Here is an 18067-nt window from a genome sequence, read left to right as displayed (position 1 = left end):
GAGAATGATCAAGCGGATACGACACAATATCGAAGGGTTGAAGGAAGAACTTCAAAACCGGTCACGGCATAAGGCTCGAATGCGCGACAGACGTCATTGAACCAACCCGTCTCCTCTTTATCCCACAAGCCTCGAGTCCCAATAGGTAAAATCCGGCCCTACCGCTATAAGTAGAATCGGTATGGAACTTCCAAAGGCTCTCCAAATCTGATTTCCATTTAAGCTTTCTTCTTATCGGCCTTGGATTTCTTTGGTTCTCCGGAAACAGGTTTCGATTGCGGTGGCAGTTCCATGGCTTGGGGCGTGACTTTGTGGATATTGGGTTTTACGTTGGCGTCTAAATTCCGAACACTCCAATCAATCCCGCCAAACAGGATTTCCTGAAAAATAGGGTTTGTCCACACATCCTCACGATGTCCCATTGAAGTATAAAAAACACGCCCCTTGCCGTGCATGCGTGCCCAGGTTGCTGGATAAGGAGCGCGTTCGTAAGGTTCGCCAGTCATCCCTCCAGTCTCCTGCACCAGCAGAACGTGGAGGTTATCAGCAAAATCTTTCAGCGAATACCACTCCTCTGTTAACTCAAAATCCTCAGAACGCTTTTTTAAACCCGGGAATTTCGAATCTACGATATGCATTTTGGAACTTTGCTGTTTACCGTGAATAATAAACTCAGCCCCCAGCATGCGCACATAAGGATCGGCATTCTCTCCGTAGTTGTGGTATCTCGGTGACCTATCCTGGACATTTGTAGGGCCGGATTCATCCGTGTGAAAGGTGTCGGAGGCAGCGTGAGTGCCGATGAATCCTTTGCCATTCTTAATGGCGTTCAGGAAGGCGGCTTTGCCTTCCGGAGTCATCGGTGGATTGCCATCGGTTCCCGCACTCGTGAGGTCGCCAGTGGTATAGAAGAAATAAGCGTCAAATTGAGCAAGGTATTCCGGATTGAAAAGACTGCCATCCTTGGAAAAGGTGAATTCGATGCCGTGCTTTGGACCAAGCTCGGAGAGAATATTCTCAGCAAAACTGGGCTTGCCATCGACGCGTTTGATGACTGAGTGCTCATAGCCTGAGGATTTTGTGAAGAAGAGGACCTTCTTTACCTTGGGCTTTGCGCCAGCGGATGTAGTCCAACCCGCCAAACCGAGCCCCAGGGCAGCAGCTCCAGTACGAAAAATCATTTCACGTCTATTCATGGTAAAAATATCGATTGGTAATGCGTCGATTTGGAATCTTGATCGACCCAAGCTAATCAGACTCCCGAACAAATTTCAAGTCTGGTATCATTCTCTTACCCAACTCTTGCTAAACCGACGAAATTTGTAACTTCTCCTGGAAAAGCTCCAGACCGCCAACGATCTTAGCGGAGATTTCACGGGTGAAAACTTATTTGCCGCCAGCGCTGTGAAGGAAAGCTTCAAAATGCTCAAGGACTGATTTGACCAATCATTCCTCCCTTGCCATCTATAGATTGTGAGTCCAAAAAAATGGCCGACGCCAAACAGGGCGTCGGCCCACACGGAAAACTTTGTTCGGCGCGAGAGTAGCATAATCGGAATGCAAATGGGAAGTACGAGCTTTCAAAATTTATACTTGCAGTCCCTATCGCTTATAGGTCGTTCTCTGCTTTAACCACTCAAAATCCGTAACGGGAGAAGCTGGAATAATTCCACCAACTGCTCCTTTTGTGGGTGGACGCATGGTATCCGCCACCAACCAGTGATGCTGCTCGGTATGTCCGTCAGCGAAGGAGAAGTTTGCGCCACCATTGTGATAGGAGGCCGGCAGGTTGCCCCACTGATAATCATCAAGGCCGTTGACGAAGAAACCATCGTTGATCGTATCGGGATGTTCATCCAGAAACACGAAAACGCCGGACGGGCTCTGAATCTCGGGCATTTTGAAGAACTGCTGATACAAGGAGTTGAATCTATTGGTCAACTCTCCGGGATCACCCACCATCGCGTTCATTGACATACTACGTATGCGCTGACCATTTGCGGCCGGTTCGCGATCTGATGGGCATTTGTAAATCTTTGGGGAACGATTGTCGTATGGCCCGAATTTGGTCTCAGTCAGATAGATCGTATTGGTGTTATCATCACTATTATCCCAATCCTCCACATTATTGGCCCAGGTATCGCGGCGGGCAGTGGTTTCCGGCTTGCCGTGGTTATTCACCAGCAAATCATAGTTATCATCAGCGTAAAGAAACCAGGCAAGTGAGAGTTGCTTGATGTTGCTGTTACACGCTATTGATTCAGCCTTGCCCTTCGACTTCGCCAAACTTGGCAGGAGCATGGCCGCTAAAATGGCAATGATGGCAATAACCACCAGGAGTTCAATCAAAGTGAATGCCCGTGAAGGAATCGAAAAACACCATCCCCGGGTATTGCCGCTTCTTTGACTGGGGTAGTTCATGTGAAACCATGGTTACTCGATAAACGAGCGAGGTGCAAGTGCAAGAGATGCGGTTGGATTGAAATCCAGACTGTTTTCTCCACCATTCACCCGTTCTACGAAATGGCTGTTCCGTCATTGGTCTCCAATGTAAATGGCGGCTTTACTTGCTTCCAAAAAGCCTGTCTAATCTCGAAAAAAATTGACCCGGTTGAATAAGTTCACATGCCACCACCTCCTCCTTTAGAAACGGATCACAAAGGCAATTTCTATCTTGCCCTGATTTTCTTAGTCGTACTCTGCGGTGGCATTATGATGGGAGCTTTTTTCTACGCCCGAGAGGGTAAGTCTCAGGTGATGAGTTCCTCGAAGCCTTTAGAACCTATTCGTGCGGAAGTGCACTTTGAAGGGCCCATCGTTGCTCTAAGAAACGAGAACAGTTATTCCTGGGACAACGACATGGTTGTTTATGTTGGCGATGCGCCCCCGGCTGGTTATAGCCACCATATTGGCATGGTCACCCCTGGTGACACGGTTTCCATTACATTGAATGAGTTTACTCGCGACACCGGTGAAAAGTTTACCCCGTACGGAATGGTTTTAAGAGAGGCCTGGATCGGAGGTAAAGACCGCCAATTCCAAAATTTCAACGAGACCGGGACAACCAATTTTTATGGAACTCCGTCTGTGATCAAATAAATTGGGGAGAATAATCGACTCGGAACCGCACATTACGCGGGGTTCACTCAAAACTCTTCCGGATCATACTCGCGAACCGAATATGGTTCTGCACTGAATTCTATTTCCCCATTTGTGCAGTTTAACACAAATTTAAGCGTGCCGGAACGCTCGTCTTCAATCATTACGTCCTGGCAATCCCTTTGTAAGAATTCCGTGAATCGGACCTGAATATAACCTTTCAAAATATTGTTACCGATGCGGTGACACTGAAGGGATAAAATCCCGGGTGCCATGCTGAATTTCAATGACCAACCGGGCGAACAAAGTCCGGGAACGGGAAAGGCGTCAGGATATTCTGAAAGGACTCGCTTCAATTCAGACAGTAATTCTTCGTCGGAAAAGGATTTCCCAATCGCAGAAGAAAGATTTTTAAGCTGCATATTCTATACCGAATGCCGAAAGAAATTTCCGAATGGCAGGAGGGATTTTGGTTTGAGGCAAGGCGGAGCCCGCAGGCGCTATCAGTAGATAGCGACCAGGGCGACAACGCCGCCTCAAATCAAAAGCACCCTGCAGCCAACGACTAATGAATTTTCTTGTCCCCAAAGCCATGACTTTTCAGTCTCCATTTTCCTCAAATTTATTTCCTTCATTCATTCTGTTTCTTTTCCCCATTTCGGAAATTAATTTTGGCATTCGGTATAACAGGCCAGGACAGCTGTGCCGACTGGCAATCCGTGTAATTACAAGACCTGTCACGTTTCCAGCCTAACATTTGATTTGCTCCGGGCCAGTTTAAAAGCATCCCCCAGATATGATGCACGACCGAAGGCTTCATTTTAACCTCGAACAATTGTCTCAAAAACGGGTGCTTGATCACAACAGCATTCCATGTCCGGCCTTAAACGGAAAAGTTTTTGGAATCTTATCAGGAAAGCCAGTCGTCGTCGTCGTAATCGATGTCGGAAATGTCGAGCAAGTGAAGAACCGCCCAAGAAAAAATGGCGACCCTAACGGGAATCGAACCCTGTTTTTGAATTTTTTCACTTCTGGCCGAATCGTTACCATTTGCTTGCTATTGTTGGTTATATTTGATGTTCCGCTTTATTCTCATCCCGAAAACAAACGAAGAAAAACGAACGCTCCGTGTGCGGAATTGTGCGGAAATAAACTCAAATTCTTTGAACGCCATTTTTGCCATCGGCAAGGATCCTAGACCATCCTCAGTTCATAATCCGGAGACGATTCAGGTGTTCAGGAGGACCGAGTTGCCTCAAGAAAAAGGATACCGGGAAGGAGTTTTGCCAGAAGGCTGAACCATTCGTTGACACATAATCATGGTTACCGAGCCAGAGAATATAAGTTTAGCTGCCAGGCGGGAGTATTTAGCCAACATTCACGGACGTCATCAACGGAGTGGCCGCGAACATAAGACCAAAATCCTCGACGGGTTCTGTGCCGTGTGTGGGTATCCGATGCCAAATCCAAGTGCTGCACCGCTCCGGGCTTTATGATGAGCCGACGCAGGAGAGCGCGGAGAGCCTTGTTGATAGAATGTTGAGCTTTAAAAGGTTGCTTGTTCCGCCAGGGTTGGTCGCTACAAGCAACTGCATGAAGACAAAAACCCGCTTAATACCAAAGTGCATTGGAAAACGGCTTCAACTCAAGTTAACGTTTTACCACCGCATTTTGCAAACGGCTCAAAATATCTCCAAGGCGGCTCGCAATCATCTGTTCATCTCCGCCTAAAACTCAAGAGTGCCAAATGTCTACTGTGTCGTGCTACATTGCCGATAGGCACGCCACCCTCCAAACCGGCTGATATCAAGTGCGCCTTGCAACGCCACGGATTCGCATAAGAAACCCTTGACCCAGGTTTTGTCCGCGAGTTCCACCGAACCAATGCAAAGTGGCGGGGGGACATTACCAACAAAATTTCCAAAGGCATCCGGGTTCAGGCGATAGACTTCCAACTCGATGGCTGAACCGCCGTCGCTCACCCGCTCCAGGCCCGGCTTGGGTGGAACCGTTCCCGGCAGAGCATGAAGCCGATAGCTGGGCGCGGTGGTAGTTTGCTTCACAAACTCGGCATTCAACGTGGTCAGTTGATGGTGGAGTGGCTGTCCGCGAAGATGCGCTCCGACCACTGCCAGGGAGATTCTTTCATCATTAGTGGCAACGGGTGGCTGCTCATTCATGTATCTCGATGCAAAATGGAGCAGCGCGTCATCAGTGAATGCCGGTCCAATCAAGTTCACTCCAAAAGATACTCCGCTGGACCAAAAACCGGTTGGCACGGCCACCGCAGCGAGATCAAGCAGGTTGACAAAGTTGTTGTAATAGCCGAGACGGGTGTTCAGTTCGATCGGGCTGGCGAGAACCTCCGCGATGCGATACGACGCAGGCGCTGTTGGCACCATGAGAAAATCGCATTGACTCCAGAGTTTCGCGGCGACTTGCTGCAAATCCTTCAGCCGATACATGGCACGGAAAGTTTCCAATGCGGATTTGTTCTTTGCACCAAGTATTATCTTCGCGACGGTTGGATCACAGGCATCAGAATTGGCCTCAATCCATTCACCAACGGCCGCGAAACGTTCAGCAACCCAGGGCCCCTGATAAAGGAGCGACGCAGCTTCCGCGAGTGGCCCATAATCAATCGAAACCTTTTCACCGCCGATGGATTCCAAATGTTGCACCGCCGCAGCAAACAATTTGGGTGCCTCAGCATCGCCAAAAAACTCGAGCTGTTTTTCGGATGGAACGCCAAACTTGAAGCCGCCGGATGCGGAACCGATCGGTTTGCCCGAACAATGCCGCGAATAGGCATCTCGGGGGTCAAACCTGCGGGCCACAGCAGCAACCAACGCCGCCATGGAAACGGATTTCGAGAAGATCGAAACGGTATCAAGCGAACGGCAGGCGGGAACAACACCATAGCCGCTGATGATTCCGAGCGTCGGCTTGTATCCAATCAAACCATTAAATGCAGCCGGCACGCGACCTGAGCCCGCGGTATCAGTTCCCAGCGAAAAGTCAACCTGACCACGCGCCACGGCCACTGCCGAACCCGAGCTCGAACCGCCCGAAATGTATTCCGGGTTGAATGCATTGGGACAAGGTCCTTGAGGGGAACGAACCCCAACCAACCCGGTGGCGAATTGGTCCATTGCGGTCTTCCCGAGAATTACGGCGCCTGCTGCTTCCAAATTTTGAACAACACTGGCGTTTTCGGCAGGTTGATAACTGTAGGCCGGACATCCTGCCGTGGTGGGAAAGCCAAGCGCATCAATATTGTCTTTTGCCGCAAACGTCAGGCCCAGTAATGGGAGCTTTTCACCGACCAGCCGCCGCTTTTCCAGCGCCGTCAATTGGTTTTCGAGTTGAGCGGCTGAAGTCATGCAGATCCAGACACGGCCGTCGGCAGAGGCTTGGAGTGATTGCCATTTTTCATGCACTCTTTTCGACCAGTCGTTGGCTGAAGTGTTGTCATTCATAGGATGAACTGTAATCAGGTATTGCGAGTATTATGCACATCGTTGCGTGGGTCATTCGGATTGCAATTCAACTATCACGAGTAGTTGTCCAGCCGAGACTTGTCTTCCTTCCACGCACTTGATTTCCCGAATGCGGCCAGCGCATGGACTGTCAATCTTGGCTTCCATTTTCATCGCCTCCACAATCACCACGGGCTGCCCCCGCTCAATGACCTGGCCGGGCTTGACCAGCACCTTCCAGACATTGCCCGTGAGAGGCGCGCGTACGGCTTCACATCCGCCAGGAAGTTCTTCGCCGAGAATCGCGGGCACTTCGTCCACCGGCTCGCTTGCGACGATCTCCTGCCCCTGCGCCTTCCAGCGTTCTCTTTCCTGGCCAAAAGCTTCGCGTTGGGACTTCCGAAAAGCCGCAATGTCGTCGGCTTCCTTATGAAGGAATTCGTGGTATTTGCGGTACGAGAAGGTGGTTTCCTCAACTTTTAGTTTGAAGCGGCCCAATGGGAAATCTTCACGCAAACGCAACAATTCCTCGGCGGAAACAGGATAAAAGCGAATTTGATCGAAGAAACGGAGCAACCACGGCTTACCATCCGTGAAGTCTCGCGTCTGTCGCCAGGTATTCCATACCTGTATCGTCCGTCCGACAAATTGGTAGCCCCCGGGACCTTCCATTCCGTAAATGCAAAGATAAGCGCCGCCAATTCCAACCGCATTCTCAGGCGTCCAGGTTCGGGCCGGATTATATTTGGTCGTGACGAGGCGATGACGGGGATCAAGCGGCGTCGCCACCGGCGCCCCAAGATAAACGTCCCCCAGCCCCAGCACGAGATAGCTGGCGTCAAAAACAATTCGACGCACTTCCTCGGTGTTGCTTAATCCGTTGATTCGGCGAATGAATTCAATATTACTTGGACACCATGGAGCATCCGCACGTACGGATTGCGTATACTTTTCAATGGCCAGGCGCGTTGCGGGATCGTCCCATGATAGTGGCAGGTGGATAATGCGGGACGGTACATCCAAATGCTCCAGATCAGCCAATTCCTCTTCCGCATGTTCCAGAAGATCCAGCAGTTTCTTCGCCGGAAGCATGAGGTTGTTATAATGAATCTGCAAAGACCGGATGCCAGGCGTCAGGTCAATAACCCCCGGCAGCTTCTTTTCGAGCAGCCAATTCATCAGTGCGTGGACTCGAAACCGCAAATCAAGGTCCAGGATCGGCTGGCCGTATTCGATAAGCAGATATTTATCCCCCGATTGCCGATACTTCACCTCCACTTGCTTTTTTCTGGGTGGCAAATGGCGCAACACAGGCGACGGCAGATGTGTCGCGATCACCTTTCCAACCGTTTCCGCACCCGGGCTCGGATAGCGCAGGTTGTCGATGCAATGTGTGAGTTCTGCTTCAGCCGCTTCAGCCGCCGCCAGGGTAACCGGCACAAATCGCACCGTGTCGCCCGGCTTGAACTGCCCCATCATCCAACGATCCGCGCGAATGATGGTTGCGGGACAAACGAATCCGCCCAGGCTTGGACCGTCCAGCCCAAGAATGATCGGCATGTCCCCGGTGAAATCCACGGTGCCAACCGCGTAGGCATTGTCATGAATATTTGAAGGATGCAGCCCGGCCTCGCCGCCATCGGAACGCGCCCACCTCGGCTTCGGGCCGATGAGGCGGATGCCCGTCGGATTTGAATTATAATGCACCTTCCAACGGGTCGAAAAAAAGACCTCGATGTCTTCGTTTGTGAAAAAATCGGGTGCTCCATGAGGGCCGTAAAGCACACGCACGTTCCAATGCTCTCCCCATCGCGGGGGATTTATGATGGCGGTTGACGGAGAATCTGTCGCGGAATCGGCCAGGTGGAGCATATCTCCAGTTTGCAAGGCGCGACCCGTTGGGCCGCCGAATTTACCAAGTGTGAATGTGGATTTACTGCCGAGATAGTCAGGCACTCTCAAGCCGCCAGCAAAAGCGAGATACGTTCGACAGCCGCCGCCAGAACAGCGACCCACCTTCAATACAGCTCCGGTCGGCACCTCAACACATTCTTCCATGGGAACGGAACGGCCATTGAGCAGCGCTTCAACACGCGCGCCAGTCAGGCATATCTTTGCCGGCCCGTGAAACCTAAGAACGGGACCAACCATGGTCAATTCGAGCGCCGCGACAGCCTCTGGATTTCCAACGATCCGGTTTGCCAGGCGGAACGAACAATCATCCATGGGACCCGAAGGCGGCACGCCCACTGCCCAGTAGCCCATTCGACCCGGATAATCCTGCACTGTTGAAATCGCCCCCGGTTCCACAACTTCAATGGCTGCGGAAACAAATTTGAACTGGCCAAGGAGCGATGTCGTCGGGTGGCCGGCGACAAAATCAGCCTGGTCCATGATGGCGCGAAGGTAATCGCGATTGGTTTCAATGCCCGAAATTGCCGTATCATCCAACGCGGTGCGCATTGCCTGCAAAGCTGCTGCTCTCGTTTCCCGGTGGACAATTAATTTGGCTACGAGCGGATCGTAAAAGGGCGTGACGTTATTCCCTGGCACAACCCAGGTTTCGATACGAGTGTCCGCTGGCCAGCGAACTTCTGTCAACATGCCAGTGCTAGGTTGAAAATTTCGTAGCGGATCCTCCGCATAAACGCGGACCTGAACGGAATGGCCTCGCGGCAGCAGTGGTTCCTTTGGCCAGAAGCCCAGATCGCCAGCCGCCAGCCGGACCATCCACTCGACAAGATCAATCCCCAGCACTTCCTCCGTCACGCCGTGCTCCACTTGGAGGCGAGTGTTCACTTCCAGAAAATAAAACGCCCCTGCTTCCGCGTCATAGACAAATTCAACCGTGCCTGCGGAACGATACTTGACTCGTTCGCCCAGTCGCCGCGCACACGCGAACAATTGCTCGCGCACTTCCGGCGGGAGATTTGGCGCGGGTGTCTCCTCGACCACTTTTTGGTTGCGCCGTTGCAGCGAGCAATCGCGTTCACCCAACGCAAGCACTCTGCCTTGGCCATCGCCAAATATTTGGACCTCGATATGCCGCGCGTGCCGGACAAATTTTTCGAGAAATAGCCCGCCGTTTTTAAAATTCGTCTGACTCAATCGCGTTACCGAATCGAAATGTTCACGCAAATCCGCTTCGTTATTGCAGACACGCATTCCGATCCCGCCGCCGCCTGCAGTGCTCTTCAACATCACCGGGTAGCCGATGCCGCTCGCGCGTTGAACCGCTTCATCCACCGAACTTAATAGTTGCGTGCCCGGCAGCAGCGGCACGTTGCACTCACCCGCCAATTCCCGCGCCCGATGTTTGAGGCCAAAATCCTCCATTTGCGAAGGCGTTGGTCCAATAAAACGAATTCCCGCGTCTTCGCAAGCCCGCGCAAAATCAGCGTTCTCGCTTAGAAAGCCGTAACCTGGATGTATCGCTTCCGCTCCGGTCTCTTTCGCGGCAGCAAGTATTTTCTGGATGTTGAGGTAACTTTCGCGCGGCGGCGCGGCGCCGAGTTCGATCGCCTGTCCCGCCATCTCCACGTGGCGGGAAGCAATGTCCGCCTCGGAAAACACGGCCACGGAGGCAAATCCCAAACGGTCCAGCGTCCGGATTATACGACACGCAATGGCTCCGCGATTGGCAATGAGGGTTTTCATGTGATAATTGTCTGCGGATTATTCCCAGATGAGCACGCGGACGGGCGTCGGATTATACGCGTTGCAAGGATTGTTCAATTGCGGGCAGTTTGAAATCAAACAGATGACGTCCATTTCCGCCCGCATTTCGACGTATTTGCCGGGCTCTGAAATGCCGTCCTCAAACGTGAGCTTCCCCTCGCGCGTGACGGGAACATTCATGAAAAAGTTGATGTTGCTTGTGATATCCCGCTTGCCGAAAGGTTCGCCGAATCTGGAGATCGCTTTCATAAAAGTATCCCGGCAACTGTGCATATGCCGTTTCTCAATGGCATACCGAACCATGTTGCTTTCGGCCGCACAAGCGCCGCCCAGCGTGTCGTGCCTGCCGCAAGTATCGGCAGTGATTGTTAAAAGCACCCTGCCCAAGGTGGACATCAACTTCGTGCCCACAGTGAGGTATATGTTACCTTGGGTGCAGATGGTATCCGTGGCGCTGTAGCGTTCGGTCGGATCCACAGCGTTGTAGAACAGGGTGTCAACTGCCTGATTTCCCTCCAGGTCCACAAAGCGAAAAGTGGATCCCGCCTTAATCTTCCACATCCACCCTTCCCCGGCAGGAATGGTATGATCGTAGGCTGCCAACTCGGAGTTCATCTGGCTTTCTGTTAAAGGTCTGGTGCTCATGGGTGCTTGGATGATTAAAGGAAGTACCTTTCAGTGATTAAAAATCCCCGCTCATTCTCCGGGCGAAACTTGCGGACCAGGTCATCCGCTCCCGGCGGAGGCGATGTCCGGACGATCAGTTCAACTGGTTTAGGTTCGTATTTTCCCGCCGGAGCAAGCGGATGGACACAGGTGTTCAGGACGACTAGCGTGTTCATTTCCGCACGCAAGTCCACAAATGCGCCGACTTTGGCGTGTCCGGTGTCAAACACAGTCGAGCCATCGTTTTCCACCACCACCTTGCTGAAGAAATTGACATTGGCCACCAGGTCGCGACGGTCGAGGCCATGCTTGCCCAACTCTATAAGAAAGCAGTCACGCCCATTGCGATGAAACTGATTTCGGTGCTCTTGATACCGGGCAACTCCATACTTTGACTGAACCAAATCCGCGTTTGAACAGCCACAAATTGTGTCGTGCCACCCGCTGGTATCATCAGTGACGGACACCAGGATTCTTCCCATGTCCGAGTAGAGGGCACACCCCTTTTTCAAAAAGCCCACATGTTGGGCTTTGAGCGTATCGGCCATGTTATAGCGTTCTGTAGTCTGGTCTGCATTGTAAAACAGCGCGGACACATTGGCTCCCCCTTCCAAATCAACCAAACGCAAGGTGGTGCCCCGTTTTAAAACGTGCGACCAACCCGCACCACCAGGGACTACTTCACTAAAACGCACGGTTCCAGCGGGCTTTTCCGGGCGGAGAGTATTCATGTCATTCATGCAAGAAGAAGGATTGAGTGATGTTTACGATTGGGAACGCTTCATTTTCGTGAAACCGAATGCAAGGGAGGCAATATTTCCGCGTTGAGTTGCAGATTGCCATGGCACACGCCCTTGAGGCAGAAAATTTCTGCTGCAATTGCGCGCAAGCTTTTCGCCGGCCCCTGTACGAGCATCAACTGCAAACTCTGCTCATTTTCGAGGTGCACCAATTGTATGCTGATAATTTCTTTCAGATGGAGATGTTGAATGTCCGTGAGGCGGTTTTGCAAATTGCGCTTGCGATGATTGTAAACAAAAGTGATCAACCCCATCATCACAGCGTCTCCCATGTCCCCGGCATGGACCACCAACTGATCCCTCACCATCGAGGTGAGACACTGGGAACGGTTGGCAAAGCCGCGCTGCTGCACCATTTCATCCAACCCCCGCGCGGCATCCCCGGGCATTGAAATGCTGAAGCGAACCAATTCTTTCGATTTTGAAGTCATTTTGTAAATGTTACGAACTTGCAGAATCGTAACATTGTCCCCAGTGGTGTCAACAGCTTAACTGCCATGGTTGAATTAAAGGTTTCCTCTTTGGTGCACATCAATATGCGCGGGAGTCATTGATTGCCACAAGGCTTTCCAAACTCGAAAATCCCAAGGCATACACACGCATGCCCTGGGATTGAATCAGACGCTCATTATTTCCAGACCCGATCAGAATTTGTAAATGATATTGCCGATGATCTCATAGGAATTACGGCGCGTTCCGACGCCGGGCACAGTACCGCCGAAGGCATCCGGCAGCCCATCCGCCTGATGGTCCCAGCGGAATTCAGCCCGGCTGATCACATTCTTCCAGAGGGTATATTGGACGGTTTCGGTGAGCGCGAATATCTTGGTGGGCAAACCCGCTGCGTAATTTGCCGGAGTTTGCGTGAACCATTCCGCACGGGTGTTGAATGCCAATTTCTCCGTGGCCTGATACAGGCCATAAAACCCTGCCGCATTGGCATATCCCGCCCGCCCCAGCGAGCCGGCAATTGTTTGTTTGCTCGCTCCCGCGTAATCATAGGACAAACCGATCTTCAGGGACTTAAGCGGAGTCATGAGGGTCGAGCCCACGTACAAGCTGGTTTGATTGGCTGGAGTCAAGCCTACGGCAGTCGCAGTCGGTGAGAATCCATGTACGACAGCACCAAACAAGGATGAACCGCCAAACCATCCCCAGTTGGGGGTCGTCGGCGCGGTGAGTGAGATATCACCGAGGACGGCCTTGGTGCTTTCAGCATAAGGCGGGTTGGATCGCTTGTTGATCGTTGATGACAGCGAATCGGCTACGCCGCCCATCACAGCAATAAACTCGTTGATATTATACGTGCTTTGAATGCCGGTGAATGTGGCTGGTTCAATTGTATAGCCATAGGATCTTGTGAAATTCGCATTCAGCGGAGTCTCAAACACTTCATATCCAAGGATTGTGTCCCAAACGCCAACTTTAAATTCAAGACCATTGGCTAGCGGCACCTTTAAGTCGACATAAGCCTGCTTGACCGCAAAGTCACCGGTCACGCCGGTGGACTGCGTGCCATAAGCAACCGCGTCCGGCCCGAACAGCAGGTCCACCTTGTAACCAGCACCCCATCCGTCAGAGAGAGAAGCCGGTTTCTCAAGCACCAGCTTGACGACATTCAGGTTGAAGCCGTCCGCTTTGCCGGAACCGCCAAAAATATAAGCCGGGGCATTGGCGTTTCCAGTGCCAAGGTTCCATTGCGCCGACGTGTCTACATAGCCACTCAGGGTGGTTGACTCCAACGCCGTTAGCACGGCACTGGGTTTCTCTTCAGCCGTGGCCGCCGAGGCGAAGCTAACCACACCAAGTGCGATCAGGGCCGCGGTTCTACGATTCAAACTAATATTTTTCATGCAAGTTAGGTTGTTTAGTGGTTTATGCGTTTACTGCTATCTCCAGTTATCCGCGCACATTCAGATATTGGAGAAGTCAACTCGCCTTCCGGCGAAACACAGACATCATTATTTAAAGACATGCGCCGCTGGCGCCTCAGGCGTGATAAAATGACCAGACTCAGGTCGGAAACGAAAATGAGCACAACCATGCTATCCATGGCGGTCAGCAGTGGGCAGGGAGACAGAAACTGTTCGCCTCCCCACAAAACAAAAGCAATGCCTAGAAGCGTTAGCTTGAGTTTTTCTTTCCAGGGGTCCTTGGAGCTCAATTGCTCCCAAATCAGGGAACAACCAATCAACATGACTGCAATTGCCCCAATGTGCTGATGAAGTGAAGTCATCCGCAAATGATTCAGCCCGTCGAACACCAGCAGTCCCGCAACCGAGACCAGTGCCACGGCAAGAAACAATAAGCAAAGGCTGCGAAAGACCGCCTTCATACGCCCGCCTTTCCGGCTTCAGCGCCCTTCAATTCTGCGGCTGAGAACTCAGCAAAACAGCCTCGTTGTCGCTCTGCCATCCACTCATTGATCTGGCGCAAATCGGCCACTGGAGCGCTTGTGAACGGCAAACAATGCAAGTACCCATCGGGGCCAAATTCCGGGGTCATGGTACTAATTCCCATACCGCGCCTGAACTGGCTTCCCCAAATTTCTCGCCACCACTTTTCATGGGCAGTCAATGCCCCGGCATATTCCGGCGCGGTCGGGTGTGGCACCTGTGGACCCTGGTCGTAACCCACCCGCGCGTGAATGTGACGGGCATGTTCTGCACACAGACTGATGATCTCCGGTTCGGTGTCAATCAACCGCTCACAGACGACGCACCAGTGGGAAAAATCACAAGTAAGCTTCATTTCCGGAAGTTGGAGCAGAATTTCCCGGGCTGTCCATGGATTGAACAAGGAGCGGCTGCGATGCGTTTCGAAACTCAATTGGACACCCAGCTTCTTCCCAATTTCCATGGCCTCTCCAAAAAACTCCACGCTTTTAATCACTCCCCAGGCATCGCAACCCGCAATAACGGTGACGAATAAAGGCTCACACTCCAAAGCCGCGGCAGCCTGCTCCATGAGAGACTTCAAGTGCTCTTCCACGGTGGCTTGCCGGTCCGGGACATAACTACCGCAAGTGCAAATTTCCGCGATGTAATCCAGGGCCGCATCGTCCAGCCTGGCTTTCAAATCACGCCGTTCATTTGCTTTGGCTGGAGCCTGGCCTTCAATGCCGTCAAATCCGCCTGAATCGCATTCGGCAATTGCCTCTTCAAGGCCGCCCTTGTGTCCCCAGAGAGTTTTAAACAGGCGAATTTCCATATTGATCTTCTATGCGGAAAGCCGGCAGTTCGTCGCCACACGGAAACCAAGGTTGTCCCGTTTTTCATCAGCGAAATCCCAATCCCGCCACGGACTGCGCAATAAACGCGGCAAATAATCCCAGGCACCGCCACGCACCGCCCTCCTAAGGTCCATCGGCTTCACCCAGGCGCTGCCGTCGTTTGGCGCGTCCACGTAACTCGAGTGCCAGGTATCCTCCACCCATTCACACACGTTCCCGTGAAAATCGTGCAAGCCAAAGTCATTCGCCTGGTACGTTCCAGCAACCATTCTATGGCCTGCGCCAACCTTGATGCCGCTCTCATCGTAAAGGTAATTCGCTTTGTTCGGTGTAATCTCATCGCCCCACGCGAATGCGGTCCGCGAATTGGCTCGGCACGAAAACTCCCATTCTGCCTCGCTGGGAAGACGGTAAGCCCGTTCTGTCACTTCGCTTAACCAGACGCAGTATGCGCCCGCGTCATTCCAACTCACGTTTACCACTGGAAGATCATCCTCTTCATCCGGCGCATGACCGGGAACAAATTGACGGAATTCTCCAACGGTCACTGGATCCCTGCTGATGGATATTCCCGCCGGAATGTTAACCGGGTGCGCAGGGCGCTCCGTGTCGTTGGCGAACTTGTCACCCTCGTTTTCACCCATGAGAAAACTGCCTGAAGGCAACTCGACCATCACCGGAGTGTTGGGATTGTCCCGCCATAATTTCAGCGCGACGATTTGGGATGCTCTGGAAACCTCAAGGTTCATCGCCCACCTCCCGTCACGAACATTGGCGGGCGGGCGATGGCGTGGCCAATGCCCGAGGCGCTTCCAGTTACAATGGCAATTTTATGGTTCAACGAGAACATGAGGTCACGCAGTTTTCAGAGCGCTGGCTGGGCGCGGGTTGATAATCATCCGTCGGCCATTTCCCGCTGATGCGAGCGGCCAGATAACGATGAAAAAGCCAGACTGGCATTTCCAAGTGGCTCAACCGGCCCGGTTGCCAGCCGCTGGCATACAATCCACGCTGAACCGCCGTGCAAACTTCCATGTCTTCCACATGAAAGGCGGTCAATTGTTCCGTCGCCAGCGAACGAAGTTTTTCAAAGTTCTTCAGGCGCGTCGTATCGGGAGCCACAAGCGTGGTCGTCATTAGATCGAGGCGATTTGGCCCCAAAGGCAACAGCCGGTACCAAATGACCCGATCCGGCGCGGTGGCCAGCAGGAACGTGGGATGCACCAGGAAAAGTCCCCATTCAGATTTTTGTTCGGGATTTAGTAACGGCAGCGGCGGCAGCGCTTCCGAAAAATCAGCCTTCTTTTCAAAGGCGCGAAAATCTTCGCGGACGGTGTCCTTGTATGGCAGATGAGCGCGCACATACCGCCGACGCTCCTGTTCCGTCCAGGTGTCGCGGGCAGGCATCAGCGGCTGGAGAGTTTTATGATGAATCCCCAAATGGTGATAGCTCTCCATGAAATTCTCAGCGAGCACCTTCCAGTTGAATGGACAAGCCCACTCCCGCGCAATCACCACTTTTAATTCGCTCAGCCGAAATGCTTCCAGATCCGTGGCCATTTCGGACAATTCCGCCGTCAAGGGTGTCGCGCTTCCGTCAAGATTCACAAAAACAAATCCCTGCCAGATTTCGCACCGGAATGTTTTAAGAGAATATTCATCGCGGCAGAAGTCGCTCGCCTCGTGCATCTCGGGACAGGCCTTCAACCGGCCATCCAATTCAAACGTCCAGGAATGGTAAGGACAGAGAAACAATCGTGTATTGCCACACTTGGGATTGCCATCGGAGGACTCGTCTGAGTTATGGCTATGGCCTGGGTAGCCAAAATCCGCAGGCATTATATCCATCGAGCGATGCGGACACACCCGTGAGAGAACACGGATTGAACCGTCCTTTGCGTGAACGACGATGAGCGGCTCGCCGAGCAAATCCACATTAAGAAAATCGCCCGGAGCGGGAATTTGAGAAATGTGAGCGAGAGATTGCCAGCCGGCGCGAAGCACGTGCTCCACTTCCCACTCAAAGAACTCCTCACTCGTGTACGCCTGCGCGGGAATGGTCGTGGCGCGATCCAATGGCAACGCGGCCGCCCGGCGGATACCATCCTGAATTTCCAACAGAGACATCGGCCTTTGAGCTGTGCGTTTGCTGCTTAACCCCGCAAATGCCATTGGCTCATGTGTGGATTTCCAATTGGGAGTTGAGGCTTTCATAGCTTTGTTGGTTCAAAAACCTGGTTCAAGGCAGGCGCAGGCTGGGCGTCATAATCAACCGCCCTGCGCGCTAGTGGGTTTTGTGAAAAGTATTGGGCTATTTCCGAGCCCCGGGCAAACCAGACTCCGCCTTTTTCGCGCATCGCTGAAATAAGATCCTCCAACAAGCGCACCCGTGAAGGCCGGCCACTGAGCCAGGGATGCAGGGTGAGAACGAAGCAACAGCCAAAATCATGCATGGCTTCGAACTCCCTCCACCAAAGATCATAAACTTTCCCGCAATTCTCCGGAACCGAACCCCATGCCGGATCCGCATTGAAGGCAAATTGCTCCCAGTCCTCGAGCATCCATTGTCCAGGGATTTCGATCAAACCGTTCGGATGACAATACGGCACGTCGTCTCCCATTTCGCTCGCGCAATATTGGATGGCGTGGCGCTGGAGCAAATCGGGAGTCCACGAGTTGATCTCAAACCATGGGGCACGGTATCCGACCGGCCTCTTGCCCGTCAGTTTCGTTAAAATTTCAATCGAGCGAATCAGAATTGCTTCCTCTTCGGCCTCAGTCAGGTAGGCGAGCTTTTCATGCAGATAACCATGAAGGCCGATTTCATGCCCCTCTGCCGCTATCGCTTGAACCATTCTGGGATGCTGCTCCGCAATGTAACCGGGCACAAAAAAAGTGGCGGGCACCCAGAGATGATTCAAAAGCCCAAGCAACCGGGGCACTCCAATGCGAGGACCGTATTCGCACTGCGACATCAAGGTGCGCCGCCTCGCCAGTGATGGGTCCTCGGACAAGACGGTGGTTTCACCGTCCACGTCGAAACAAATCATTGCCGCGCATCGATTTTTTCCCGGCCACGAAAAACGCGCGGCGGGCATGAAGCGCTGGTGTAA

Annotated in this window: 15 protein-coding genes; 2 read left to right on the top strand and 13 right to left on the bottom strand. The window is 52.5% G+C overall.

From position 1 onward, the window contains the following. Positions 1–218: 218 nt before the first annotated feature. On the bottom strand, positions 219–1196 hold the full coding sequence (locus tag CFLAV_RS01090; RefSeq protein WP_007412727.1) for a ThuA domain-containing protein: 978 nt from the start codon (positions 1194–1196) through the stop codon (positions 219–221). 406 nt (positions 1197–1602) lie between these two features. After that, entirely contained in the window at positions 1603–2421 is an 819-nt protein-coding gene (locus CFLAV_RS01080) for a prepilin-type N-terminal cleavage/methylation domain-containing protein (protein ID WP_007412725.1), read from the bottom strand. Between the two features lie 204 nt (positions 2422–2625). Here CFLAV_RS01080 and CFLAV_RS01075 point away from each other — a divergent pair, with 204 nt between their 5' ends. After that, positions 2626–3099 (top strand): hypothetical protein, encoded by a 474-nt coding sequence (locus CFLAV_RS01075; protein ID WP_007412724.1) that lies wholly within the window; start codon positions 2626–2628, stop codon positions 3097–3099. Between the two features lie 434 nt (positions 3100–3533). Beyond that, positions 3534–3668, top strand: a complete 135-nt coding sequence (locus CFLAV_RS36785; RefSeq protein WP_272941462.1) for a hypothetical protein — start codon at positions 3534–3536, stop codon at positions 3666–3668. A 1182-nt stretch (positions 3669–4850) separates the two neighbouring features. On the opposite strand, the gene atzF is transcribed toward CFLAV_RS36785, so the two are convergent. The 11 genes from atzF to CFLAV_RS01000 all read right to left on the bottom strand — a co-directional run bounded on the left by atzF (position 4851) and on the right by CFLAV_RS01000 (position 18004). Continuing rightward, complete coding sequence (gene atzF / locus CFLAV_RS01050; protein WP_007412721.1) at positions 4851–6578, bottom strand: allophanate hydrolase; 1728 nt, start codon at positions 6576–6578, stop codon at positions 4851–4853. Positions 6579–6629: 51 nt separating this feature from the next. Then, positions 6630–10235, bottom strand: coding sequence for an urea carboxylase (gene uca, locus CFLAV_RS01045; RefSeq protein WP_007412720.1), 3606 nt, complete (start codon positions 10233–10235; stop codon positions 6630–6632). 18 nt (positions 10236–10253) lie between these two features. Continuing rightward, entirely contained in the window at positions 10254–10901 is a 648-nt protein-coding gene (locus tag CFLAV_RS01040; RefSeq protein ID WP_007412719.1) for an urea amidolyase associated protein UAAP2, read from the bottom strand. A 14-nt stretch (positions 10902–10915) separates the two neighbouring features. Then, positions 10916–11662, bottom strand: a complete 747-nt coding sequence (locus CFLAV_RS01035; RefSeq protein ID WP_007412718.1) for an urea amidolyase associated protein UAAP1 — start codon at positions 11660–11662, stop codon at positions 10916–10918. Positions 11663–11703: 41 nt separating this feature from the next. Beyond that, entirely contained in the window at positions 11704–12153 is a 450-nt protein-coding gene (gene nikR, locus CFLAV_RS01030) for a nickel-responsive transcriptional regulator NikR (protein ID WP_007412717.1), read from the bottom strand. Positions 12154–12366: 213 nt separating this feature from the next. Beyond that, positions 12367–13575, bottom strand: coding sequence for an outer membrane beta-barrel protein (locus tag CFLAV_RS01025; RefSeq protein ID WP_007412716.1), 1209 nt, complete (start codon positions 13573–13575; stop codon positions 12367–12369). 14 nt (positions 13576–13589) lie between these two features. After that, the gene (locus tag CFLAV_RS01020; protein WP_007412715.1) at positions 13590–14057 is read right to left on the bottom strand and encodes a hypothetical protein; all 468 of its coding nucleotides are present in this window, start codon (positions 14055–14057) and stop codon (positions 13590–13592) included. Beyond that, positions 14054–14932: a sugar phosphate isomerase/epimerase family protein gene (locus CFLAV_RS01015; protein ID WP_007412714.1), complete on the bottom strand. Its 879-nt coding sequence runs from the start codon at positions 14930–14932 to the stop codon at positions 14054–14056. Before CFLAV_RS01015 ends, CFLAV_RS01020 begins: the two co-directional genes overlap by 4 nt. A gap of 9 nt (positions 14933–14941) precedes the next feature. Continuing rightward, positions 14942–15703: a formylglycine-generating enzyme family protein gene (locus CFLAV_RS01010; protein ID WP_007412713.1), complete on the bottom strand. Its 762-nt coding sequence runs from the start codon at positions 15701–15703 to the stop codon at positions 14942–14944. An 88-nt stretch (positions 15704–15791) separates the two neighbouring features. Further along, positions 15792–17168, bottom strand: a complete 1377-nt coding sequence (locus CFLAV_RS01005; protein ID WP_007412712.1) for an aromatic ring-hydroxylating oxygenase subunit alpha — start codon at positions 17166–17168, stop codon at positions 15792–15794. After that, the gene (locus CFLAV_RS01000; protein WP_202796813.1) at positions 17165–18004 is read right to left on the bottom strand and encodes a polysaccharide deacetylase family protein; all 840 of its coding nucleotides are present in this window, start codon (positions 18002–18004) and stop codon (positions 17165–17167) included. Before CFLAV_RS01000 ends, CFLAV_RS01005 begins: the two co-directional genes overlap by 4 nt. Positions 18005–18067 lie beyond the last annotated feature (63 nt).

This window comes from Pedosphaera parvula Ellin514, from assembly GCF_000172555.1.
Lineage (GTDB): Bacteria > Verrucomicrobiota > Verrucomicrobiia > Limisphaerales > Pedosphaeraceae > Pedosphaera.
The sequence above is the reverse complement of the archived record's forward strand: the minus strand, read 5'-3'. Positions and strand labels throughout refer to the sequence as shown.

Excerpts from the sequence above, each read along its gene's own strand:
- CFLAV_RS01035 (WP_007412718.1), bottom strand. The coding sequence starts at position 11,662 with ATGAATGACATGAATACTCTCCGCCCGGAAAAGCCCGCTGGAACCGTG.
- CFLAV_RS01025 (WP_007412716.1), bottom strand. The coding sequence starts at position 13,575 with ATGAAAAATATTAGTTTGAATCGTAGAACCGCGGCCCTGATCGCACTT.
- CFLAV_RS01005 (WP_007412712.1), bottom strand. The coding sequence starts at position 17,168 with ATGAAAGCCTCAACTCCCAATTGGAAATCCACACATGAGCCAATGGCA.
- CFLAV_RS36785 (WP_272941462.1), top strand. The coding sequence starts at position 3,534 with ATGCCGAAAGAAATTTCCGAATGGCAGGAGGGATTTTGGTTTGAGGCA.
- uca (WP_007412720.1), bottom strand. The coding sequence starts at position 10,235 with ATGAAAACCCTCATTGCCAATCGCGGAGCCATTGCGTGTCGTATAATC.
- CFLAV_RS01000 (WP_202796813.1), bottom strand. The coding sequence starts at position 18,004 with ATGATTTGTTTCGACGTGGACGGTGAAACCACCGTCTTGTCCGAGGAC.
- CFLAV_RS01090 (WP_007412727.1), bottom strand. The coding sequence starts at position 1,196 with ATGAATAGACGTGAAATGATTTTTCGTACTGGAGCTGCTGCCCTGGGG.
- nikR (WP_007412717.1), bottom strand. The coding sequence starts at position 12,153 with ATGACTTCAAAATCGAAAGAATTGGTTCGCTTCAGCATTTCAATGCCC.
- CFLAV_RS01020 (WP_007412715.1), bottom strand. The coding sequence starts at position 14,057 with ATGAAGGCGGTCTTTCGCAGCCTTTGCTTATTGTTTCTTGCCGTGGCA.
- atzF (WP_007412721.1), bottom strand. The coding sequence starts at position 6,578 with ATGAATGACAACACTTCAGCCAACGACTGGTCGAAAAGAGTGCATGAA.
- CFLAV_RS01080 (WP_007412725.1), bottom strand. The coding sequence starts at position 2,421 with ATGAACTACCCCAGTCAAAGAAGCGGCAATACCCGGGGATGGTGTTTT.
- CFLAV_RS01015 (WP_007412714.1), bottom strand. The coding sequence starts at position 14,932 with ATGGAAATTCGCCTGTTTAAAACTCTCTGGGGACACAAGGGCGGCCTT.
- CFLAV_RS01010 (WP_007412713.1), bottom strand. The coding sequence starts at position 15,703 with ATGAACCTTGAGGTTTCCAGAGCATCCCAAATCGTCGCGCTGAAATTA.
- CFLAV_RS01040 (WP_007412719.1), bottom strand. The coding sequence starts at position 10,901 with ATGAGCACCAGACCTTTAACAGAAAGCCAGATGAACTCCGAGTTGGCA.
- CFLAV_RS01075 (WP_007412724.1), top strand. The coding sequence starts at position 2,626 with ATGCCACCACCTCCTCCTTTAGAAACGGATCACAAAGGCAATTTCTAT.